This is a genomic window from Exiguobacterium aestuarii (genome assembly GCF_020171655.1).
GTDB classification, from domain to species: domain Bacteria; phylum Bacillota; class Bacilli; order Exiguobacteriales; family Exiguobacteriaceae; genus Exiguobacterium; species Exiguobacterium aestuarii_A.
The window spans coordinates 927,612-949,823 of the sequence record NZ_JAIVAC010000001.1 but is presented as its reverse complement, the minus strand read 5'-3'; the positions used below and the strand labels follow the sequence as shown (position 1 = coordinate 949,823).

Sequence of the window (22,212 nt, the reverse complement as noted above, 5' to 3'; positions counted from 1 at the left end):
ATGATAGAACGTGAAAAAGTTGTCATCGTCGGCTGTCAGTTACCGGATGTCGATGATTGGACATATGAACAGTCGATGGGCGAGCTCGTCGAACTCGTGGACACGGCGCAAGGTGAAGTCGTCGCACGACTCGACCAGAAACGTCAACAAGTCGACCGTCGTACCTTTATCGGGAAAGGGAAAATTGAGGAGCTCGCGATGCTCGTCGAACAGTTCGAGCCGGATTTGTTAATCTTCAACGCCGAGTTGACACCGGCGCAGTCGAAGAACATTCGCATCGCCTTGAACGACCCGGATGAGATGAAGCTGATTGACCGTACGCAGCTCATCTTAGACATCTTTGCGAGCCGTGCGCAATCGCGCGAAGGGAAATTGCAGGTCGAACTTGCGCAGATGAACTATTTACTACCACGTCTCATCGGACAAGGGACACAGCTCTCGCGACTCGGTGGTGGAATCGGGACTCGTGGACCGGGTGAGACAAAACTTGAGTCGGACCGTCGCCACATCAAGCGTCGCATCGATGAGATTACTAAACAACTCGAAGGAACGGTCGCACACCGAGATCGCTACCGGGAACGTCGGAAAGAAAATCGAGTCTTCCAGGTCGCGCTCGTCGGGTATACGAATGCTGGGAAGTCGACAATCTTTAATCGATTGACGGATGCAGATACGTATGAACAGGATGAGTTGTTCGCAACACTTGACCCGTTGACGCGTGAACTCGAACTTCCACGCGGTGGAAAAGTGTTGATTACCGATACGGTCGGATTTATTCGTGATTTACCGACGAAACTCGTTGCCGCTTTCCGTTCGACTTTGGAAGAAGTGGTCGGTGCTGATTTGATCCTCCACGTCATCGATGCATCGAACCCACACTATTTGAACCAAATCGATACGACGAATGCGGTATTGGAAGAACTCGGTGCGAGTGAGGTCCCACAACTCGAGGTATATAATAAGAAAGACCGGCTCACAGAAGACTTCGTCGGTGGACCGCTGTTGATCTCTGCGATCGCTTCAGAAGACATCGAACAGTTGATTGGTGCACTCGAAAATAAAATCTCGGACATTTTAACAAAAGTCCACGTCGTCTTACCGGTGACGGCTTTTGAACATTACCACCCAGCCAAAGAAGCGATGTACCGTCTTGAAGAAAACTTCTTGGATGACGGTTCTGTCGAGTTGGTAGGCTATATGAGAGAAGACACGCGTCTATATGCGACGCTAAAACAATTTGAGGTGTAAGTATGTGGCAAGAAAAGATTGAACATTATGATGCACTCGCGCCGTTTGTGAAAATGGCCGAGGCACGAGTGAAACCATTTTTTGAGAAGATTGAAGAGACGGCTGAGTTCAACCAGTATCGTGTTCTCGAATCGTTTAAAAAGCACAAAGTATCGGATTTCCATTTTAATCCGACGACGGGGTATGGATATGATGATCTCGGTCGTGACACGCTCGAGTCGATTTATGCAGACGTGTTCGGAGCAGAGCTTGCATTATGCCGACCGCAAATCATCTCGGGTACGCATGCGATCGGGATTGCCTTGTTCGGTGTCCTTCTACCAGGTGACGAATTGCTGTATATCACAGGGAAGCCATATGACACGCTCGAGGAAATCGTCGGCATCCGTGGGGACGGTCGCGGCTCATTAAAAGAGCTTGGTGTCCACTATGATACTGTCGAATTAAAGGAAGAACGTGAAATCGACATCGACCGCGTCATCGAACGGATTCGTCCGGAGACGAAACTCGTCGGGATTCAGCGCTCGAAAGGATATGCGAATCGTCGCAGCATTCCAGTCGAAGAAATCAAGATCGCCATTGAACGCATCAAAGCGGCGCATCCGCATGTGTATGTGTTCGTGGACAATTGCTACGGTGAATTTGTCGAGACAATTGAACCGACGCACGTCGGAGCCGACTTGATGGCGGGTTCCTTGATTAAGAACCCAGGAGGCGGGTTGGCGAAGACGGGAGGGTATATCGCAGGGACGAAAGAACTGATTGAACGTTGTTCGTTCCGGATGACGACTCCAGGTATCGGGAGTGAAGCCGGACCATCACTCTATTCGCTTCAAGAAATGTATCAGGGCTTTTATATGGCTCCTCATACTGTCGCACAGGCATTGAAAGGGGCACACTTGACGGCAAGCCTTTTATCGTTGATTGGATTTGAGACTGACCCACATTATTCGACTCCAAGAACGGACTTGATTCAGTCAGTGACGTTCCGCGACCGTGAGAAGATGATTGCGTTTTGTCAAAGCATCCAAATGGCATCACCGGTAAACGCTCATGCGTTACCCGTTCCGGCCTATATGCCTGGATATGAGGATGATGTCATCATGGCAGCAGGGACGTTCATCCAAGGTTCATCAATCGAGCTGTCAGCGGATGGACCACTCCGGGCACCATACACAGCATATGTTCAAGGTGGTCTGACGTATGCTCATGTGAAAGTCGCGCTTATGTTGGCGTTGAGCCAATTACACGATAAAGGACTGGTCGAATTTAACGACCAAAATCAACAAGCACATTTGTAACCGTTCTGTCATGTTAACTTTCTTAACATCTATTGACAGGATTGTTGTCATGTATTATTCTCACATTGTGAGACAGAAAAGGAGGGGTAAGGATGGCTGATCAATTTCGTCGCTCCAACCCGTTGTTTCCGATTGGAATCGTCCAAGATCTGACGCAACTGACTGGTAGACAGATTCGGTATTATGAAGAACAGGGTCTGATTTCGCCTAGTCGGACGGAATCGAAACGACGGCTTTATTCCTTTAATGATGTCGAACGTCTACTCGCAATCAAGGATTACATTGACCAAGGCTTTAATTTGGCGGCAATTCGCCACATGTTAGAGCAAGAAGGTGAAAAAGAAGCGGAAACGTCTGCTCCGGCCGCACCGGTCAATGAAGCACCAAAGGTTTCGGAAAAAGAGTTACATCATTTGTTGAAAACACAGCTTCAAGAAGCCGGTCGTTTCAATAAGACGTCGCTCATTCAAGGCGAGCTTTCACGTTTTTATCGATAACGCCGCACACATCAACCATTACACAATGTGAGAGGGGACATTTTACCATGGCCAGAAAAACGTTCACAAAAGAAGACATTAAACGCATCGCACAAGAGGAAGACGTACGCTTTATTCGTCTTCAATTCACGGATATCCTCGGAACAATCAAAAACGTCGAGGTACCGATCAGCCAATTGGACAAAGCACTTGATAACAAGATGATGTTTGACGGATCGTCAATCGAAGGATTCGTCCGCATCGAGGAATCAGACATGTACTTATATCCAGACCTCAACACATGGGTTGTCTTCCCGTGGACAGATGGCAGCGGAAAAGTCGCTCGCTTAATTTGTGATATTTATAACCCAGACGGTACACCATTCAGTGGTGACCCGCGCGGTACACTCAAGCGTAACCTTGAGAAAATGCAAAAACTTGGCTTCTCAGCGTTCAACGTTGGACCAGAGCCAGAATTCTTCTTGTTCAAGAAAGACGCATCAGGTCGTCCGACACTCGAACTCAACGACCAAGGTGGATACTTCGACTTGGCGCCAGTTGACCTCGGTGAGAACTGCCGTAAAGAAATCGTCATCGAACTTGAAAACATGGGCTTTGAAATCGAAGCATCACACCACGAAGTTGCACCAGGACAACACGAAATCGACTTCAAATACGCAGATGCTGTCACAACGGCAGATAACATCCAAACGTTCAAGCTTGTTGTTAAGACGATCGCTGCGAAGTATGGTCTTCACGCGACATTTATGCCAAAACCACTCTTTGGAGTAAACGGTTCAGGGATGCACGCAAACATGTCTCTCTTCAAAGGCGACACAAACGTCTTCTACGATCCGAATGGCGACATGGAACTTTCAGACACAGCTCGCGCGTTCACAGCTGGTATCTTGGAGCACGCTCGTGCGTTTACAGCAGTATGTAACCCGACTGTGAACTCTTACAAGCGTCTCGTACCTGGTTACGAAGCACCTTGCTACGTCGCATGGAGCGCACGCAACCGTTCACCACTCGTACGTGTACCAGCAGCACGTGGTCTCTCGACTCGTATCGAAGTACGTTCGGTTGACCCAGCAGCGAACCCGTACCTCGCACTTGCTGCTCTCTTGGCTTCAGGTCTTGACGGAATCGAAAAAGATTTGAATGCACCAAAACCAATCGACAGCAACATCTATGTGATGGACAAGCCAGAGCGTGTAGCAAACGGAATCGACGATCTCCCGGCAACACTCTTCGATGCACTTGAAGTCCTTCGTGCGGACAAAGTCGTGATGGAATCACTCGGTGAGCACATCGGCGAACACTTCCTCGAATTGAAAGAAATCGAGTGGGATATGTTCCGTATGCAAGTAACAGAGTGGGAACGCGATCAGTACATGACGCTCTACTAATAGAAGAGATATGCAAAAAAAGAGCACGGAATGACCTTCAGCTGAAGATCATTCCGTGCTCTTTCGCTTACTATGGCATTCAAGTAAAAAGGACCACCTCTGCGAAAAAAATCGGTAGGTGGTCCTTTAAATTATTCAGAATGCTTTCTTGAAAAATGTCGATGTATAGTCGAGCGTCGTGTGCAGTGTCGTTGCAAATACAAGACCTAAAAAGAACGACATGCCGTGTACGTCCACCCACGACCGGATTTCTGTTTCATATGCTGTGAAAGGCAAAAGCAGAATGAGTGGGAAGCCGATGTACGCAATCCGAATCAGATCACTCAAAACAGGTAAATGCGAAAAGAGCGAACGGTGCGGCATGAGCTTCACATATGGGAGCCATATAAATTTAAGTGGGCCCCATCGGTAATAGGCATCTGATTTTAAGTCAAGGTCCGGGGAGAGCCAGAGTGTACCGATAATCGCACCGATGATCAATGCGAACGGAATATCGATTTCAATAAAAGGCGTGGCAACCGCAAGTGCGCCGGTTGCCACGAGATTCGTTCGGGTATGGGTCTTGCCACTAGCCATTAATGAATCGTCCGGTATACACCGATGACCTTCCCTAAAATCGAGACGTTGTCAAAATACATCGCTTCCAACTCATCGTTTTCCGGTTGAAGACGGACTTTTGAAGCTTCTTTATAAATCCGTTTCACAGTCGCCTCGCCCTCATCGGTCATGGCGACGACAATCTCTCCATTGTCGGCGGTGCTTTGCTGACGAACGAGCACGCGGTCCCCGTCCAAAATTCCGGCGTTGATCATAGAATCTCCGGAAACGGACAACATATATACATTATCTGAACCGACGATATGTGCCGGGAGCGGGAAGTGTTCTTCCACGTTCTCGATGGCGGTAATCGGTGTCCCGGCGGTAACTTTCCCGATGACCGGTACGTACATGACGGACTCCTGCTCTTCCATTGCCGGCATATCTTCAGTCAAAATTTCAATCGCGCGAGGTTTCGTCTTGTCTCGACGGATCAACCCGCGTTTTTCCAAACGATCTAGGTGACCGTGTACGGTCGAACTAGAAGCAAGGCCGACGGCTTCTCCAATTTCACGAACAGAAGGCGGATATCCCTTTGCCCGAACTTCGTCTTTGATGAAATCAAGAATCTGTTGTTGTCGCGCTGACATTTTTTTCATTATGTTCACCTCGATGTAATCGAATAACCTGCAAACGCATCCTATTCTTTATGTGTCTAGTGTAACACAAGAACACATGAGCGTACAAACATTCGTTCGTTTTTTTGTGTTGACCGAACACGGGTTCTTGTTTTATGATGAGAACAGATAAACGAACAAACGTTCTAACGAACATATATTCTTATACAGGAGGCAATGTAATCATGAAAGACACACTTAACGGAATCATTTTAGTCGGGATGCTCTTGGTCGGGATGTTCGCTTTTTATTTGGCAGGGGAGATGCGAGGGGAACCGGCAGTAGTCGAACCAGTCGTCACTACGGAGAAACGTACGATTGAAGAAGAAGTCGCTTATGTCCAAGCGGAATCACTCGAAGCACAAATTATGGAAGAGCGAGAAGAGCATAATGAACGAAAAACAAAATGGTATGCCGCTGAGTGATTGTTGATCATTGCGAACCGTTCTCGAACTGTGTATCGTAAGGAATGAATGCGATGAAAGGGAGTGATGCGATGCGAGTCGTCATCTATTGTCGGGTATCGACGAACAAGTCAACCCAAGAGACATCACTCAGTCGGCAAGTCGATGAATTACAGCATCTGGCTTCGCAACTAGGGGCAGAAGTCATAGAGATCATCACGGAGCAAGAGAGTGGATATGAAGTGAATCGACAGGGGCTCCTTGATTTGCTTGACCATGTGTCGATGTCTGATTTGGATGCCGTACTTGTCACGGACGACAGTCGTCTGGGACGAGGGAATGCCAAGATTGCCATCTTGCACACATTGATGAAGCATGACGTTCGGTTGCTGACGATGCAATCGACGTCGGACTATGTCGTTTCTGATGCCGAAAAAATGGTATTAGAAATTGTCAGTGTTGTGGAAGAGTATCAACGTAAAATTCACAACGCTAAAATTTCTCGTGGGATGCGCCGTGCCGTCGCCAACGGATTCAACCCACAGCGCAATATTCAAAACAACGATCAAGGTGGGCGACATCGAATCGAAGTGCCAATCGAGGAGATTATCCAACTGCGCGAACGCGGGTTGACGTTTGCTGAGATTGCGGCAACACTCCGTGGATTTGGTTATGAAGTGTCGAAAGCGACCGTCAATCGACGTTATCTCGAGCACCAGTCAGTAGCTGAAACTTGATTCTTCCTCTCTGATTTTGTAAAGTATAAGAACAAATTCACTAGAGAGGGGGCGAGTCAGATGTTAGCACCAGGACAATTGGAGCGAATCAATTTCCTCGCCAACAAAGCGAAGACAGAAGGACTGTCTCAAGATGAGATGAACGAACAACAAGATTTACGCCAAGAATATTTGAAGGCGTTCCGTCAATCGTTCAAATCGCAAATGATGGGGATGAAGGTCGTCGATCCAGAAGGAAACGACGTCACACCAGAGAAGTTGAAAGAAGATCAAAAACGCTATCGTGGCGAGTGATGCTGAATGCACATCCTATTTCGTATAGGATGTGCATTTTTGTTATACACGAACGGATATCAGACGAACGGATTGCAGTTTTTTTAAGGCAATTGAAGGAAACGATTTCACTTAATGTGTTATACTAATTAATTAGTTGTGACACACGAATGAGTGTGATAAAATATGACGGGTAGAAAACCTTCTTAACACAGAGAGGATGAAATTAGTGGAAACAACTACTAAAGAATTATTAGCGATTAACTCGATTCGGACGCTTTCAATTGATGCGGTCCAAAAAGCGAACTCTGGTCACCCAGGGATGCCGATGGGTGCTGCACCTATGGCGTTTACACTTTGGACAGACAAAATGCGTCACAACCCGAAAAATCCAAACTGGTTCAACCGTGACCGTTTCGTTCTTTCGGCAGGTCATGGATCGATGCTCTTGTATTCGCTCCTTCACTTGTCTGGATATGATTTGTCGATGGACGACCTTAAATCATTCCGTCAAATGGACTCGAAGACTCCTGGTCACCCAGAATACCGTCATACGGCTGGTGTCGATGCGACGACGGGCCCACTTGGACAAGGGATTGCAATGGCTGTCGGGATGGCCATGGCAGAGAAGCACTTAGAAGCGACTTACAACCGCGACGAGTTCAACGTCGTTGACCACTACACGTTCGGGATTTGCGGAGACGGAGACTTGATGGAAGGTGTATCGGCAGAAGCGGCATCACTCGCTGGTCACTTGAAGCTCGGCAAACTCGTCGTTCTTTACGATTCAAACGATATCTCACTCGATGGCGATCTTCACAAATCGTTCTCTGAAAGCGTAGAAGACCGTTTCAACGCGTACGGATGGCAAGTCATTCGTGTCGAAGACGGAACAGATATCGATTCGATCGCAAAAGCAATCGATGCAGCGAAAGCTGAAACGTCAAAACCTACATTGATCGAAGTGAAAACGGTCATCGGATTCGGTTCACCGAACAAATCAGGTAAATCGGCATCACACGGTGCTCCACTTGGAGATGCTGAAATCGAATTGACGAAACAGTTCTATAAATGGGAAGGCGAGTCATTCTACGTACCAAACGAAGTATATGACTTATTCAACGAGAAAGTTGTCGAGCCTGGCGCAAAATATGAGTCAGACTGGAACGAACTCGTAGAAGCGTACAAAGCGGCACATCCAGAACTCGGTGCGCAGTTCGTGCGTGCGATGAACAACGAACTTCCTGAAGGTTGGGACAGCGAGTTGCCAACATTCGAAATCGGTTCGAAAAAAGCAACACGTCAAACGAGCGGTGAAGTTTTAAACGCAATCGCGAAAGCAGTCCCGACACTCTTCGGTGGATCTGCTGACCTTGCCGGGTCAAACAACTCGATGATTAAAGGTGCAGTGGACTTCGATGAAGATCCAGCTGGACGTAACATCTGGTTTGGTGTTCGTGAGTTCGCAATGGCGGCAGCTGTAAACGGAATGGCACTTCACGGCGGCGTCCTTCCTTACGGTGCGACATTCTTCGTCTTCTCGGATTACCTTCGCCCGGCAGTTCGTCTTGCTGCACTCATGGGACTTCCGTCAACGTTCATCTTGACGCACGACTCAATTGCAGTTGGTGAAGATGGCCCAACACACGAGCCAGTTGAACATTTAATGAGTTTCCGCGCGATGCCGAACCTCTCTGTTCTTCGTCCGGCAGACGGGAAAGAAACAATCGCTGCTTGGAAACAAGCGGTAACATCGAAAACGACACCTTCACTTCTCGTCTTGACACGTCAAGCGTTACCAGAGCTCGAAGGCACATCGGTTGAAACGGCAGCAAAAGGAGCATACGTCGTTGCAGGTGAATCGAAAGATGCAGATGTCCTCTTGCTCGGTACGGGTTCTGAAGTACACGTTCTCGTTGAAGCGCGTGAGCAACTTGCGGCTGAAGGCGTGAATGCGGCAGTCGTATCGATGCCATCATGGGAACTCTTTGAAGCGCAATCTGCTGAGTATAAAGAGTCTGTCCTTCCATCTTCAATCACGAAGCGTGTATCACTTGAAGCAGGTGCGACACTTGGATGGTATAAATACGTAGGATTCGGTGGAAAAGTACTCGGAATCGACAAGTTCGGAGCATCTGCACCTGGGGATCTCCTTATGAAAGAATACGGCATGTCAGTCGACAACGTCGTCAATGCAGTAAAATCACTTTAATCGAATTCGAAAATCTCGTGACGACCATTTGTTTGGTCGTCACTTTTTTTCTGGACGACTAGCGAAGTTGGTCAATTTAGTGTATAGTAAAAAACGATGTTTCATATGGTAGAGGAGGTAAAGCCTTGAGTACATTATTCTGGATTCTTCTTGTCGTGGCAGCACTCATCGGGGGTATCGCGATTGGATTCTTTATCGCGCGTAAATACATGATGAACTACCTTGAACAGAACCCGCCAATCAATGAAGATATGATTCGTACGTTGATGATGCAAATGGGTCAAAAGCCATCACAGAAGAAAGTTAACCAAGTGATGCGCGCCATGAACGTGCAGATGAAAAACGAAAAGAAATCATAATCAATCACGAGAGCACTTCGGTATCCGAAGTGCTTTTTTTTGTTTCCTCTTTTTGTTAGACAATCGAACAAACTTTCGCTACGATTAATGAATAATCTTCATATAAAGACAAAGGGGGCGTTTCATATTCGTGTATTTAAACAATTGTCTTGGTTTTTGCGTCTCGAATGGAAGACGTATGCACTCGGCATCGTCTTGCTCATATTCGTGGCAGGGCTAGAATTGATTCCACCGCGTATTATTGGTCGAATCGTCGACGAAATCAACCGTGGTTCACTCTCGTCAAATACGCTCTGGATGTTACTCGGAGGTCTCGCAGCAGTCGGGATTGGGAATTATGTTGCCCGCTTCTTTTGGCGCTATTTCATCTTCGGCGCTTCGATTCGACTAGGGAGAATGTTACGTAGCCAACTGTATCGGCACTTTACCGATCTCGATCAACGATTTTACAAAAAGTCACGTGTTGGCGACCTGATGGCCCACGCGACGAATGATGTGCAGGCCGTATCGATGACGGCAGGGGCGGGGATATTGACACTCGTCGATAGCGTGACGTTGGGGACATTCGTCATCATTACGATGATCACGACGATCAGTTGGAAGCTCACACTCGTTGCCTTGCTCCCACTGCCGATCATGGTCGCTCTGACGACACGGTACGGGAAGATGTTACATAGCCGCTTTGGCGTCGCCCAAGCAGCATTTTCAGAATTGAATGACAAAGTGCAAGAGAGTGTCAGTGGGGTTCGTGTCTTGAAATCGACCGGGGAAGTCGACCGAGACGTGGACTCGTTTGAGAACTTATCGAGTGAGGTCATGGCAAAAAACGTACGAGTCGCCAAAATTGATGCTCTATATGATCCGACCATCTTTGGGATTGTTGGCTTGTCCTATATCCTCTCGGTCGGGTATGGCGCCGTCTTGATTGAACAAGGTGAATTGACAATCGGACAAATTGTCAGTTTCACAGCCTATTTGGCGCTGTTGACGTGGCCGATGCTGGCGTTCGGTTGGTTATTCAACATTGTCGAGCGTGGACGGGCATCATATGATCGAATCGAAAGAATGCTCGCCGTCAAACCGGAGATTCAAGATGACCGAATGGCCGCGACAACACTTGCACATTCAGAAGTGGAAGTCGATGTGCGACACTTCGCCTATGACGAAACCGTCGTACTCCGTGATGTCCATTTTCGGATTGAGCGCGGAAAGACGATTGGCATTGTCGGCAGGACAGGTGCGGGTAAGACGACGATTGTCCGTCTGTTGACCCGTGAGTATGATGTGAAAGACGGAAAGATTAAAATCGGAGGCATTAATATTCGCCAAGTGAAAAAATCATTATTGATGGACAAAATTGCGGTAGTGCCACAAGATCATTTCTTGTTCTCCGATTCAATTGCGAACAATATCGCTTTCGGAAGACCCGATGCGAGCATGGAAGAAATCATCGAGGCGGCTAAAGTCGCGGAAGTGCATGAGGATATCATCCGGCTACCGGAAGGATACGCGACGCTTGTCGGGGAACGCGGTGTGACGTTGTCAGGTGGACAGAAACAACGGATTTCCATCGCGCGTGCGCTCATGACTGAAGCGGACGTCTTGATTTTGGATGACGCGCTATCTGCAGTCGATGCGAAGACGGAAGAGTCGATCATCGAACACTTCCGTGTCGGAAACCCTGAACAGGCACGTGTGATTGTGGCGCATCGCCTCTCAGCTGTCGAACATGCAGACGAGATTCTCGTGATTGAAGACGGCAAAATCGTCCAACGAGGTCGCCATGATGCATTGCTTCAAGAGACGGGTTGGTATCGTGAAACGTACGATCGTCAACAACTTGAGGCGATTGTAGAAGGGGGTGGACACGATGAAGCATGATGTTCAAGAATGGCAGGTTATCAAACGGCTACTCAGTTATGCAACACGATACGGGAAGTCGCTCAGTATCGCTTTCGTCTTCCTGTTGATTGCGACAGGTGCCAAATTGGCCGGTCCGTTTTTAATCAAAGTGTTCATCGATGAGTTCGTCACGCCAGGTGTCTACCCGACGAACTGGGTCATCGCACTCTTCGCGGTCTATATGGTTCTTCATGTATCCGCAATCGTGTTTGATTATCTGCAGTCGATTTCGTTTCAAAAGATTGCGTTGAAGATTGTTCAAAACATACGTATGGATATCTTCCGCCACGTCATGGGGATGCGGCTCGCCTATTTCGACCGAACACCAGCTGGCGTCCTCGTGTCACGGATTACGAATGATACCGAGGCGGTCAAAGAATTGTACGTCGGTGTGATGAGTACGTTCGTCCAGTCGGCTGTTCAATTGATTGGGACGTATATTTTCCTATACATATTAGAACCGCCACTAGCGACAATGGGGCTCGTCTTATTGCCACTCTTCTGGCTCATCATTTGGGCGTATCGTCGTTTTTCGACAAAATATTTTGCGCAAGTGAGGGACCTGTTGTCACAGCTCAACGCTCAATTGAACGAGTCGATCAACGGCATGGGGATTATTCAACAGTTTCGTCAAGAGGAGCGGCTCATCCGTCAGTTCGAAGAGACGAATGAGGCGCACCAAGAGGCACGATATCGAAACTTAAAGCTCGACAGTATGTTGCTACGTCCAATCATCGAGCTCCTTCTTGCTTTCTCAATCATTGGTCTCCTCGGATATTACGGGGTGCTCTCGATGAGTGAGCAAGTACAGGTCGGGGTCGTCTACGCATTCATCAGCTATATCGAACGAATCTTCCGACCAGTTCTCGATATTATGCAGCGATTGAGTGAATTCCAACAAGCTGTCGTATCGGCAGACCGTGTCTTTAAAATCTTGGATACAGACGAGCCGGCACCAGGAAAGCAAATGCCAGGCGAGGCAGAGATTACAGAAGGTGAAGTGCGGTTTGAGAACGTGACGTTCAGCTATGACGGGGAAGTCGATGTGTTGAAGCAAATCTCATTCGTTGCAAAACCTGGTGAGACGGTCGCGCTCGTAGGCCATACGGGTAGTGGGAAGAGTTCGATTATCAACCTGTTGACCCGCTTTTATCCATATGGTTCGGGTCGTATCACCATTGACGGACAGCCACTCGAACAATTTGAAGAGCAAGAGCTTCGTCAACGAGTTGGACTGGTGCTACAAGATCCGTTTCTATTCACTGGGACGATTGAAGAAAATTTAAAGTTATTCAATCCAAATATCGATTCAGAACGTGCCCGTGAAGCCGCTGAGTTTGTCCAGGCACACACGTTCATCGAGAAATTAGATGCCGGGTACGGTCATGTTGTCGGAGAGCGTGGCGCGACATTTTCGAGCGGTGAGCGACAATTGCTCGCATTTGCGCGAACGGTCGCCCGTAATCCAAAAGTACTCATTCTCGATGAGGCGACGAGTTCAATCGATACCGAGACGGAAGAGCGCGTACAGACGGCGCTCGACCGTATGCGCCGAGGTCGTACAACGATTGCTATCGCTCACCGTCTTTCAACGATTCAAGATGCTGACTTGATTTTAGTCCTGCATCGCGGAGAAATCGTCGAGCGTGGGAATCATCAACAGTTATTGAAGCAAAACGGTCTATACAAAAAAATGTATGAATTACAGTCTGGACAACGTCTGATGTCTTGAATTGGAAGGGATACCTATCGGGGTGTCCTTTTTCCATGGAAAAAAAGCTCGCCACGGAGAGTGACGAGCCATCAAGGTCAATTCGAATGCTGATCTTTTTTATGCTTTGATAGGACATGACGAGTAATGAGAGAGTCAAGTTCTTGACTGACCAGAATGACTTCTGGTGAGGTCCAAGTGTGCTTTGACGCGATTTTATACAGTTCATCACGTTTCTGTTCAATGGCCTGGTGTAGTGTATCTGCTGCGGTGACTGCCACGTTCGTTCCCCCATCATGTAAATTAGAATTTTGCGAACTAGAATATCCAAATCTTAGCACCTACGTTTACAGATGACAAGTTTCATTTCCATTTCAAAAATTACAAAATGATGTTTCGTTCTGAAAGAAAAGATTCGAGCAATTTAAATAGGTTTTCGCTATAATGGTCGTGAAAGGTGGAAATCGTCATGGAAGTCACATTATGGCTCGCATTTGGGGCGGGCGTCTTATCGTTTTTGTCACCATGTACGCTCCCGTTATATCCAGTGTTTCTCTCGTATATTACAGGGGTTTCCGTATCTGAATTAAAAAATGAAGGATTGAAACAGCGTACAGCTTGGTTCCACACGTTTTCGTTCTTGTTCGGCTTTTCGATTGTCTTTCTCGTGCTTGGATTATCGACTTCGTTAATTGCAGACGTCTTCATCCAGTATAAAGATAGTTTGCGGATGTTCGGCGCCATTTTAATTTTCGTGTTCGGCGTCTTTTTGGCCGGTCTATGGCAACCGCAATTTATGATGCGCGAAAAGAAGATGGACATTGGCGAGCGAAAGAGCGGCTATTTTGGAACCGTATTAATTGGAATTGGTTTTGCTGCGGGATGGACGCCGTGTACGGGTCCGATTTTAGCAGGTGTGATTGCACTTGCGGCAACCAATCCGAGCCAAGGTCTCGGTTACATGTTGGCGTATGTCATCGGTTTTGCGATTCCATTCTTAGTGATGGTCGCGTTTGTAGGCAAGATCAAGTACTTAGCACGTAACAGTGCAAAAGTTGCAAAAGTCGGCGGCTATTTGATGATGGCATTCGGCGTATTATTATATTTTGACGGAATGAACCGCTTCGCTGCTTGGATGAGCGAACTTGTCGGATTCACCGGATTTTAAGGGGTTGACCGAGATGTCAATGTTATGGGGGTCGACTCTCGTTGCGTTATTGATGGGTATCGTGGCGAGTTTCGTGCGTGTGAAAGCATCAGCGAAACCGACGAATGCAAAAAAAATCTTAATTCCACCACTTGCGATGACGACCGGGATGATTCAGTTCTTAATTCCCGCATTTCGTTTATCGTGGGTCGAAGTACTTGAGGCGTTAGCGGTCGGGCTAATCTTTAGTCTGTTCCTCATCAAAACGTCAAACTTCGAAAAACGGGACGGAGAAGTATACTTGTCACGCTCAAAAGCATTTTTTATCGTCGTGTTCGCGCTACTTGCGATTCGTACGGCAATGAAAGTTTGGGTCGGTCATGAAGTCGATATCTTCTCAACAGGTGGATTGTTCTACTTGATTGCCTGGGGGATGATCGTCCCATGGCGAATCGCGATGTATCAAAAGTATAAACGAATTGCAATCACGTAAAAAATGGAGTGGCTCATGGCCGCTCCATTTTTGATTACGATTCTTTTGTGACAGCCACTTCCGTCTCCGAATCGATTCCCGTGTTTGCTTTGACGAGAATCCGTTCGTAGTTTCCGGCGGCTTCGTCGGACTTCGTGACGAGCGTACCGATGATGGCTGCAAGGAAGCCAAGTGGGATTGAGACGATTCCTGGGTTCGAGAGTGGGAAAAGTGCTTCTCCAATAAAAATGGCTGACCCGTCCGGTGCCCAAAGGTTCGGACTGATTGCGACCAAAATTAAAGAAGAGAACAAACCGACGACCATTCCCCAGATTGCACCACCTGTGTTAAAGCGTCTCCAGAAAATCGTGAAGAGAATGACTGGTAAGTTCGCACTTGCTGCAACAGCAAAAGCGAGTGACACGAGAAACGCTACGTTCATCGATTGAGCGAAGAACGCAAGTCCCATCGAGACGAGAGCGACGGCCACAGAAGCGATCCGGGCGGCTTTTACTTGTTCCTTCTCTGTCGCTTCCCCTTTCCGGATAATGTGACCATAGAAGTCATGAGCGAAAGCAGATGCGGCTGACAAGACGAGCCCGGCGACGACCGCTAGAATGGTCGCGAATGCGATGGCTGCCACGAAGGCGAACAAGAGGTCACCACCGAGTACTTGCGCAAGGAGAGGAGCCGCCATGTTACCTGCAGGGTTCGCGGCGAGAATGGCGTCTCGTCCGACAAAAGCTGCTGCCCCGAAACCTAAGAAGATTGTCAAAATGTAGAACGCTCCAATGATCCACGTCGCATATACGACCGACTGTCTTGCCGTCGGTGCATCTTTGACGGTAAAGAAGCGAATCAAGATGTGTGGAAGACCAGCTGTACCGAGTACGAGTGCCATATTTAACGAAATCGTATCGAGCGGGAGCTTGAACTTGTTGCCTGGGTTCAAGAAGTCACTACCGAGCGGTGTGGCTTTGCTCACTTCATTGAACATCGTCATGATTGAGAAATCGAATCGTGCAAAGACGAGAAATGAGATGATGGCTGTCCCAATCATCAATAGGACGGCTTTTGTGATCTGTACCCATGAAGTCGCCGTCATCCCACCGAATACGACGTAGACCGTCATCAATATCCCGACGACAACGACACTTGTCGTATACGGGATACCGAGCAATAGTTCAATCAATGCACCGGCCCCGACAAGCTGGGCAATCATATAAAAAATAGAGATGACGATGGCATTCATCGCCGCGACACCGCGCACGCGTGGTTTATTGAAACGGGCGGCAATCATGTCGGCCATCGTATACTTCCCAAGATTGCGGAGCGGTTCCGCGACGAGATAGAGGACAACGAGATAGGCAACGAGGAAGCCGATGGAATAGAAAAAGCCATCAAATCCAGCGAGTGCGATCATGCCTGCAATCCCTAAGAAGGAAGCCGCGGACATATAGTCCCCCGCAATCGCGAGACCGTTTTGGAAACCAGTCAACCCACCATCAGCCGTGTAGAAATCACTGGCGGTTTTCGTTTTTCTAGCGGCGAAATATGTAATGACAAGGGTGAGACCGACAATGGCGGTAAAGAGGGCAATTGCTGTCCAGTTCATGATTTCACCTCTTCCTTCAGTTGTCTCACGAGTGCATCAAAGCGCCGGGCACGACGACTATAGAGCACGCACAGTGTCCACGTCATCATAAACTGGGAGAAGGCGAACGCCCAAGCCCAAGTGATGTCACCAACAATTTTTGTATTCAAGATCGTTGTGTAACTTGTCAAAACAGGGAGCGTGAAATAGAAAATAAGTGAGAAGATGATAGCGGGAACGATAAAACGATTTTTTTCACGCATCAATTGATGGAACGTCTCGTGTTCTGTAATCGACTGAGCGGAATGGCTACTGGTCGTTTGAGTAACTTGCGTCACGTCATGCATAAAATCCCTCCTAAGCTGTAAGATAAATCCATTATGCGGTGTGAAAATGAGAGGAGTCATGCCTTTTTTTCATGTCGAATTCACTAATACTATTGTAATATTGGTCATACCAATTTATTGTAAGCGTTTTCAATATTGTCTAAATATTGAACATTATGTCTATATAATTAAAATTGGAAGAAAAGGTACTTTCGACCCAATAGGCAAAATGCACAATTCGACAAAATAAAAAAACTCTAACCTGGATGGAAAGAGTCTACTGCTGAAAATAGTGTTCGTAAGGTGTCCAGTCGATTTGTTCTTCGGCTAGCGCTTTTTTTAAAAATTTGTGGTCTCGCTTAGGCGTTGCAGCGATATATCCTTTTACAACGAGTTCGGTCGTCATCTTCTTAGCACGAGATTCGAGGGCAAACTGACCGATTTTGCCTGCGATTTTTCGGATGGCGACGTCTCGAAATAGTTCTGGAACCGGTGAAACGAGTCGATCTAACAGAGTCCGCGTTTCCGGCGTCCATAAGTGACGTGTTCTCTCTATATAATCATCCTCAATGTCTAAAAGGGAACGCCCGTCTTCTTTCGGCATTCGTTTTAAAAACTTACGAAACATGAAGTACCCGCCAATCGTCATGAGTCCGATCATGACGAATCCCCAGAATACAATGAAATACATCATCAAGTTTTCTGGCATCGTCTTTCCCCCGTTCTATACATTCACTTACTGTCATCGTTAGTATACAAAAAAGAATCCATTTGCAAAAGGCGTACGTCTCGTTAGGATAGACGAACTCAATCGATTTCGTTAGAATAGATAGCGTTGCTACGAGAATAAGCATGAAGTGAGTCGAGAAAGGAAAGGTCTATCGTATATGAGCCAATTGAAACAAGAAGTCGAGAGACGCCGAATATTCGGCATCATCTCTCACCCGGATGCGGGTAAGACGACATTAACAGAGAAGTTACTTTTGCACGGTGGTGCAATTCGTGAAGCGGGTACCGTCAAAGCGCGTAAAAATTCAAAACACGCCAAATCAGACTGGATGGAAATTGAGAAACAACGTGGAATCTCGGTTACATCGTCTGTCATGCAATTCATCTATCAAGACAAAGTCGTGTCGATCATGGATACACCTGGGCACAACGATTTCGGTGAGGATACGTATCGCGTATTGACATCTGTCGACAGTGCGGTCATGGTCATCGATGCCGCGAAAGGGATCGAGACGCAGACGAAGAAACTATTCCAAGTTTGTCGTATGCGCGGTATTCCAATCTTTACGTTCATGAACAAATTGGACCGTCAGGCTAAAGACCCGCTTGAATTGATGGAAGAACTTGAGGAAGTGCTCGGCATGCCTTCAGTTGCCATCACATGGCCGATCGGCAGCGGGATGCAGTTCGAAGGTGTTTATGACCGGATGAAAAATGAAGTTCATTTATTCCGCGGAGACAAGTCGACCCTTCAACTAAGTGAGGACGGGGTAAACGACCCGATACTCGCTGACCATCTTTCTGAAGAGAATTTGACGAATCTTCGCGATGAGATCGACCTACTCGACGGAGCAGGGAATGAGATTAATGTGGAAGCGATCCAAAGCGGAAAATTGACGCCCGTATTCTTCGGAACGGCGCTCGTTGACTTTGGTGTGACTGCGTTCTTGAATCATTATTTGGAGATGTCTCCAGCTCCAGAGGCGCGTAAATCGAACGTCGGTCCAATCAATCCGACATCAGAAGATTTCAGTGGGTTCGTCTTTAAGATTCAAGCGAACATGAACCCGGCGCACCGTGACCGCATCGCATTCGTTCGAATCTGTTCAGGTGTGTTCGAGCGTGGAATGGACGTCACACTCACACGAACCGGCAAGAAAATCAAATTGAGCCAGTCTACGCAGCTCATGGCCAACGATCGTGAGACGGTTGACCAAGCATTCGCAGGAGATGTCATCGGGATCTATGATTCAGGTACGTATCAAATCGGGGATACAATTACGACATCGAAGCAAAAGATTGCCTTTGAAGCATTGCCGACTTTCCCACCTGAGTTGTTTATGCGAGTATCACCAGTCAACTCGCTCAAGTCAAAACACTTCCACAAAGGTGTAGAGCAACTCGCGCAAGAAGGGGCAATCCAAGTTTATCGCAATGAATACAATGAGATTTATCTCGGTGCGGTCGGCCAACTCCAGTTCGAAGTGTTTGAATATCGTTTGAACAATGAGTATGGCGTAGACATCCGGATGGAACCTGTATCATACAGCGTTGCACGTTGGGTAAAAGATAAAGAATTGAAAGCATTGAAACCTTTCCAAGACTCACGGAACATGCTCGTCACTGACCGCTGGGAACGTCCGGTCTTCCTGTTTGCGAACGAGTTTACGTATGAGCGGTTCGCTGAACGTCATGCGGACGATTTGACTCTCGTCGAGGCTTTAGATGTCAACGAAGAGATTGGAACAGAAGAATAATTTGTAAACACCTCAGTTTTGAGGTGTTTTTTTGTCGTTTATCCCTTTTTAAACTAATTGATAAGTTTTGCTTATGACTAATTTGTGACGGAATGTATTTTACGTCACGCTATACTTGTATTATGATAAATATGTGAAAAGTAAGCGATTACGCATTGTCGTGTGGTCGGCGCTTTCAAAAAGGGGGAAATTGCAATGGAACAGACGAATGTTTTAGACGCGTTCGCATCTCGGACATCGTTCGAGGCGAACGGGCAATCGTATGATTTTTATCGATTGAAAAAATTAGAAGAAGAAGGGTTAACGAACATCAGCCGTTTACCTTATTCGATTCGCGTACTTCTCGAATCGGTACTCCGTCAACAAGACGGTCGCGCGATTACAAAAGAACATGTCGAGAACTTGGCAAAATGGGGTACTGCCGACGTCTCGAAAGACATTGACGTACCGTTCAAGCCGGCACGCGTTGTACTTCAAGACTTCACGGGTGTACCGACAGTCGTAGACCTTGCTTCACTTCGTAAAGCAATGGCGGACCTTGGTGGAGATCCTAACAAAATCAACCCGGAAATCCCTGTCGACCTCGTCGTTGACCACTCTGTTCAAGTAGATGCGTACGGTTTCGCTGGCGCATTGATGAAAAACATGGACATTGAATTCGAACGTAACGAAGAGCGTTATAAGTTCTTACGTTGGGCTCAGACGGCGTTTGACAACTATCGTGCCGTACCACCTGCAACGGGGATTGTTCACCAAGTAAACTTAGAGTACTTGGCTTCTGTCGTCCTCGAGAAAAACGATGCATCAGGTACTGTGGCTTATCCAGATTCACTCGTCGGAACGGATTCGCACACAACGATGATCAACGGACTCGGTGTTCTTGGTTGGGGCGTTGGAGGAATCGAGGCAGAAGCAAGTATGCTCGGTCAACCATCGTACTTCCCAGTGCCAGAAGTCGTCGGTGTCAAAATCATCGGTGAAGTCAACCCTGGTGTAACAGCGACAGACGTGGCACTCGTCGTAACAGAGATGCTCCGTCATGAAAAAGTAGTCGGGAAATTCGTTGAATTCTTCGGACCGTCGCTTCACACGATGCCACTCTCAGACCGTGCGACAATCGCGAACATGGCACCAGAATATGGCGCGACATGTGGATTCTTCCCAGTCGATACGGAAACATTGAACTACATGCGTACCACTGGTCGCTCTGAAGAATTGATCTCACTCGTTGAAGAATACTCAAAAGCGAACGATCTCTTCTACACGCCAGACCAAGCTGATCCAACGTTCACGAAAGTATTGACGCTCGACTTGTCAAAAGTTGAACCTTCACTAGCAGGTCCAAAACGTCCACAAGACCGAATCAATCTCTCAGACGTTCAAACATCGTTCATCGATAGCTTGAGCGCTCCAGCAGGGAATAGCGGCTTTGGACTTGACCGTTCTGAACTCGAGAAGAAGGCGACGGTCAACTATGAAGACGGTGCCGTCGATATGAGCACAGGAGATGTAGCGATTGCTGCCATCACAAGCTGTACGAACACGTCGAACCCTTACGTTATGGTCGGTGCCGGACTCGTTGCGAAGAAAGCGGTAGAACGCGGCTTGACTGTTCCGAAATACGTGAAGACGTCACTCGCACCAGGTTCGAAAGTCGTAACGGACTATCTTGACAAAGCTGGCTTGACTTCTTACTTGGATGAACTCGGCTTCAACACGGTCGGTTACGGCTGTACGACATGTATCGGAAACTCGGGTCCACTTGACCGTGAAGTCGAAGAAACAATCACGGAGAACGACTTGCTCGTATCTTCTGTCCTTTCTGGGAACCGTAACTTTGAAGGACGTGTTCACCCGCTCGTGAAAGCGAACTTCTTGGCGTCACCACCACTCGTCGTCGCTTACGCACTTGCAGGATCAGTCAACTTCGACATCATGAACGATTCGTTCGGTACGGACAAAGATGGAAATGAAGTATACTTCAAAGACATCTGGCCATCAAACGATGAAATCAAGATGGTCGTACAAGACGTCGTGTCACCAGAAGCGTTCCGTAAAGAATACGAAACGGTCTTCACTGGTAACGAGCGTTGGAACGCGCTAGACGTTCCAGAAGGTAACTTGTATGACTTCTCAGATGAGTCGACATACATCCAAAACCCACCATTCTTCGAACAACTCGAACCAGAAGCGGGCGAAGTTCACGCGTTGAATGGCTTACGCGTCATCGGAAAGTTCGCAGATTCGGTCACGACTGACCACATCTCGCCAGCGGGATCATTCTCGAAGACGACACCAGCTGGTCAATACCTCCTTTCTAAAGGGGTAGAGCCAATTGACTTCAACTCTTACGGTTCACGCCGTGGTAACCATGAAGTCATGATGCGTGGTACGTTCGCCAACATCCGCATCCGCAACCAAGTCGCACCAGGTACAGAAGGTGGATTCACGACTTACTGGCCAACAGGTGAGATCATGCCGATGTACGATGCTGCGATGAAGTATAAAGAACAAGGTACTGGACTTGTCGTCCTAGCTGGCAACGACTACGGAATGGGGTCGTCTCGTGACTGGGCTGCGAAAGGGACAAACCTCCTTGGCATTCGTGCGGTCATCGCACAAAGTTTCGAGCGGATTCACCGTTCAAACCTTGTTATGATGGGTGTACTACCACTTCAATTCTTAGAGGGTGAATCAGCAGAGACACTCGGATTGACTGGTGAGGAAGCAATCGATATCCAAGTCGATGAGTCTGTACGTCCACGCGATATCTTGAACGCAAAAGCGACACATGAAAACGGAACGGTGACAGAATTCAAAGTCATCGCACGTTTCGACTCTGAAGTTGAAATTGATTACTACCGTCACGGTGGAATCTTACAAATGGTTCTCCGTAACAAACTTAAATAAGCTTCGGCTTATTAAACCTTCCTTTGAAAAA

General features: G+C 47.6%; 21 protein-coding genes. 15 read left to right on the top strand and 6 right to left on the bottom strand.

All coding sequences use genetic code 11. From position 1 onward, the window contains the following. The 4 genes from hflX (at position 1) to glnA (ending at position 4,434) form a co-directional block, all read left to right on the top strand. Positions 1-1,248: a GTPase HflX gene (hflX, locus tag LCM29_RS05030; protein WP_224861304.1), complete on the top strand. Its 1,248-nt coding sequence runs from the start codon at positions 1-3 to the stop codon at positions 1,246-1,248. 2 nt (positions 1,249-1,250) lie between these two features. Further along, positions 1,251-2,549 (top strand): aminotransferase class I/II-fold pyridoxal phosphate-dependent enzyme, encoded by a 1,299-nt coding sequence (locus LCM29_RS05025; RefSeq protein ID WP_224861301.1) that lies wholly within the window; start codon positions 1,251-1,253, stop codon positions 2,547-2,549. Between the two features lie 92 nt (positions 2,550-2,641). Continuing rightward, positions 2,642-3,046, top strand: a complete 405-nt coding sequence (locus LCM29_RS05020; RefSeq protein WP_074033204.1) for a MerR family transcriptional regulator — start codon at positions 2,642-2,644, stop codon at positions 3,044-3,046. 47 nt (positions 3,047-3,093) lie between these two features. Next, positions 3,094-4,434 carry a type I glutamate--ammonia ligase gene (glnA, locus tag LCM29_RS05015; RefSeq protein ID WP_214692727.1) on the top strand — a complete coding sequence of 447 codons (1,341 nt, stop codon included), beginning with the start codon at positions 3,094-3,096 and terminating at the stop codon, positions 4,432-4,434. Positions 4,435-4,569: 135 nt separating this feature from the next. Here the strand turns inward: glnA and LCM29_RS05010 are convergent, their stop codons facing one another. Beyond that, positions 4,570-5,010, bottom strand: a complete 441-nt coding sequence (locus LCM29_RS05010; RefSeq protein WP_224861300.1) for a metal-binding protein — start codon at positions 5,008-5,010, stop codon at positions 4,570-4,572. Continuing rightward, the gene (gene lexA / locus LCM29_RS05005; protein WP_074033201.1) at positions 5,010-5,630 is read right to left on the bottom strand and encodes a transcriptional repressor LexA; all 621 of its coding nucleotides are present in this window, start codon (positions 5,628-5,630) and stop codon (positions 5,010-5,012) included. The genes LCM29_RS05010 and lexA overlap by 1 nt, the downstream gene beginning before the upstream one ends. 203 nt (positions 5,631-5,833) lie before the next feature. Between lexA and LCM29_RS05000 the strand changes: the two genes are divergently transcribed. The 7 genes from LCM29_RS05000 (at position 5,834) to LCM29_RS04970 (ending at position 13,267) form a co-directional block, all read left to right on the top strand. After that, positions 5,834-6,073, top strand: coding sequence for a hypothetical protein (locus LCM29_RS05000; RefSeq protein WP_224861298.1), 240 nt, complete (start codon positions 5,834-5,836; stop codon positions 6,071-6,073). 71 nt (positions 6,074-6,144) lie between these two features. Then, positions 6,145-6,789, top strand: coding sequence for a recombinase family protein (locus LCM29_RS04995; RefSeq protein WP_074033881.1), 645 nt, complete (start codon positions 6,145-6,147; stop codon positions 6,787-6,789). A 60-nt stretch (positions 6,790-6,849) separates the two neighbouring features. After that, positions 6,850-7,083 (top strand): DUF896 domain-containing protein, encoded by a 234-nt coding sequence (locus tag LCM29_RS04990; protein ID WP_074033199.1) that lies wholly within the window; start codon positions 6,850-6,852, stop codon positions 7,081-7,083. 199 nt (positions 7,084-7,282) lie between these two features. Beyond that, positions 7,283-9,274, top strand: coding sequence for a transketolase (tkt, locus tag LCM29_RS04985; protein WP_214748269.1), 1,992 nt, complete (start codon positions 7,283-7,285; stop codon positions 9,272-9,274). Between the two features lie 125 nt (positions 9,275-9,399). Beyond that, complete coding sequence (locus tag LCM29_RS04980; RefSeq protein WP_012726454.1) at positions 9,400-9,633, top strand: YneF family protein; 234 nt, start codon at positions 9,400-9,402, stop codon at positions 9,631-9,633. 126 nt (positions 9,634-9,759) lie between these two features. Continuing rightward, on the top strand, positions 9,760-11,514 hold the full coding sequence (locus LCM29_RS04975) for an ABC transporter transmembrane domain-containing protein (RefSeq protein ID WP_074033878.1): 1,755 nt from the start codon (positions 9,760-9,762) through the stop codon (positions 11,512-11,514). After that, positions 11,504-13,267 carry an ABC transporter ATP-binding protein gene (locus LCM29_RS04970; RefSeq protein ID WP_224861294.1) on the top strand — a complete coding sequence of 588 codons (1,764 nt, stop codon included), beginning with the start codon at positions 11,504-11,506 and terminating at the stop codon, positions 13,265-13,267. Before LCM29_RS04975 ends, LCM29_RS04970 begins: the two co-directional genes overlap by 11 nt. 77 nt (positions 13,268-13,344) lie before the next feature. Here the strand turns inward: LCM29_RS04970 and LCM29_RS04965 are convergent, their stop codons facing one another. Then, positions 13,345-13,527 carry an aspartyl-phosphate phosphatase Spo0E family protein gene (locus LCM29_RS04965; RefSeq protein ID WP_074033196.1) on the bottom strand — a complete coding sequence of 61 codons (183 nt, stop codon included), beginning with the start codon at positions 13,525-13,527 and terminating at the stop codon, positions 13,345-13,347. Positions 13,528-13,715: 188 nt separating this feature from the next. Between LCM29_RS04965 and LCM29_RS04960 the strand changes: the two genes are divergently transcribed. Together LCM29_RS04960 and LCM29_RS04955 are read left to right on the top strand one after the other, a co-directional pair. Further along, on the top strand, positions 13,716-14,414 hold the full coding sequence (locus tag LCM29_RS04960) for a cytochrome c biogenesis CcdA family protein (protein WP_012726450.1): 699 nt from the start codon (positions 13,716-13,718) through the stop codon (positions 14,412-14,414). A gap of 19 nt (positions 14,415-14,433) precedes the next feature. Then, entirely contained in the window at positions 14,434-14,886 is a 453-nt protein-coding gene (locus LCM29_RS04955) for a CcdC family protein (protein WP_074033875.1), read from the top strand. A gap of 34 nt (positions 14,887-14,920) precedes the next feature. On the opposite strand, the gene LCM29_RS04950 is transcribed toward LCM29_RS04955, so the two are convergent. The 3 genes from LCM29_RS04950 to LCM29_RS04940 form a co-directional block, all read right to left on the bottom strand. Next, positions 14,921-16,480 (bottom strand): cation acetate symporter, encoded by a 1,560-nt coding sequence (locus LCM29_RS04950; protein ID WP_214782598.1) that lies wholly within the window; start codon positions 16,478-16,480, stop codon positions 14,921-14,923. Beyond that, positions 16,477-16,806: a DUF485 domain-containing protein gene (locus LCM29_RS04945; protein WP_214782600.1), complete on the bottom strand. Its 330-nt coding sequence runs from the start codon at positions 16,804-16,806 to the stop codon at positions 16,477-16,479. Before LCM29_RS04945 ends, LCM29_RS04950 begins: the two co-directional genes overlap by 4 nt. Before the next feature lie 256 nt (positions 16,807-17,062). Next, entirely contained in the window at positions 17,063-17,494 is a 432-nt protein-coding gene (locus tag LCM29_RS04940) for a DUF2621 domain-containing protein (RefSeq protein ID WP_074033193.1), read from the bottom strand. A gap of 178 nt (positions 17,495-17,672) precedes the next feature. On the opposite strand from LCM29_RS04940, the gene LCM29_RS04935 reads away from it, so the two are divergent. Together LCM29_RS04935 and acnA are read left to right on the top strand one after the other, a co-directional pair. Further along, the gene (locus LCM29_RS04935; RefSeq protein ID WP_224861292.1) at positions 17,673-19,271 is read left to right on the top strand and encodes a peptide chain release factor 3; all 1,599 of its coding nucleotides are present in this window, start codon (positions 17,673-17,675) and stop codon (positions 19,269-19,271) included. Between the two features lie 195 nt (positions 19,272-19,466). Further along, the gene (gene acnA, locus LCM29_RS04930) at positions 19,467-22,181 is read left to right on the top strand and encodes an aconitate hydratase AcnA (protein ID WP_224861290.1); all 2,715 of its coding nucleotides are present in this window, start codon (positions 19,467-19,469) and stop codon (positions 22,179-22,181) included. Positions 22,182-22,212: the final 31 nt, after the last annotated feature.

Excerpts from the sequence above, each read along its gene's own strand:
- hflX (WP_224861304.1), top strand. The coding sequence starts at position 1 with ATGATAGAACGTGAAAAAGTTGTCATCGTCGGCTGTCAGTTACCGGAT.
- LCM29_RS05025 (WP_224861301.1), top strand. The coding sequence starts at position 1,251 with ATGTGGCAAGAAAAGATTGAACATTATGATGCACTCGCGCCGTTTGTG.
- LCM29_RS05020 (WP_074033204.1), top strand. The coding sequence starts at position 2,642 with ATGGCTGATCAATTTCGTCGCTCCAACCCGTTGTTTCCGATTGGAATC.
- glnA (WP_214692727.1), top strand. The coding sequence starts at position 3,094 with ATGGCCAGAAAAACGTTCACAAAAGAAGACATTAAACGCATCGCACAA.
- LCM29_RS05010 (WP_224861300.1), bottom strand. The coding sequence starts at position 5,010 with ATGGCTAGTGGCAAGACCCATACCCGAACGAATCTCGTGGCAACCGGC.
- lexA (WP_074033201.1), bottom strand. The coding sequence starts at position 5,630 with ATGAAAAAAATGTCAGCGCGACAACAACAGATTCTTGATTTCATCAAA.
- LCM29_RS05000 (WP_224861298.1), top strand. The coding sequence starts at position 5,834 with ATGAAAGACACACTTAACGGAATCATTTTAGTCGGGATGCTCTTGGTC.
- LCM29_RS04995 (WP_074033881.1), top strand. The coding sequence starts at position 6,145 with ATGCGAGTCGTCATCTATTGTCGGGTATCGACGAACAAGTCAACCCAA.
- LCM29_RS04990 (WP_074033199.1), top strand. The coding sequence starts at position 6,850 with ATGTTAGCACCAGGACAATTGGAGCGAATCAATTTCCTCGCCAACAAA.
- tkt (WP_214748269.1), top strand. The coding sequence starts at position 7,283 with ATGAAATTAGTGGAAACAACTACTAAAGAATTATTAGCGATTAACTCG.
- LCM29_RS04970 (WP_224861294.1), top strand. The coding sequence starts at position 11,504 with ATGAAGCATGATGTTCAAGAATGGCAGGTTATCAAACGGCTACTCAGT.
- LCM29_RS04960 (WP_012726450.1), top strand. The coding sequence starts at position 13,716 with ATGGAAGTCACATTATGGCTCGCATTTGGGGCGGGCGTCTTATCGTTT.
- LCM29_RS04955 (WP_074033875.1), top strand. The coding sequence starts at position 14,434 with ATGTTATGGGGGTCGACTCTCGTTGCGTTATTGATGGGTATCGTGGCG.
- LCM29_RS04950 (WP_214782598.1), bottom strand. The coding sequence starts at position 16,480 with ATGAACTGGACAGCAATTGCCCTCTTTACCGCCATTGTCGGTCTCACC.
- LCM29_RS04945 (WP_214782600.1), bottom strand. The coding sequence starts at position 16,806 with ATGCATGACGTGACGCAAGTTACTCAAACGACCAGTAGCCATTCCGCT.
- LCM29_RS04940 (WP_074033193.1), bottom strand. The coding sequence starts at position 17,494 with ATGCCAGAAAACTTGATGATGTATTTCATTGTATTCTGGGGATTCGTC.
- LCM29_RS04935 (WP_224861292.1), top strand. The coding sequence starts at position 17,673 with ATGAGCCAATTGAAACAAGAAGTCGAGAGACGCCGAATATTCGGCATC.
- acnA (WP_224861290.1), top strand. The coding sequence starts at position 19,467 with ATGGAACAGACGAATGTTTTAGACGCGTTCGCATCTCGGACATCGTTC.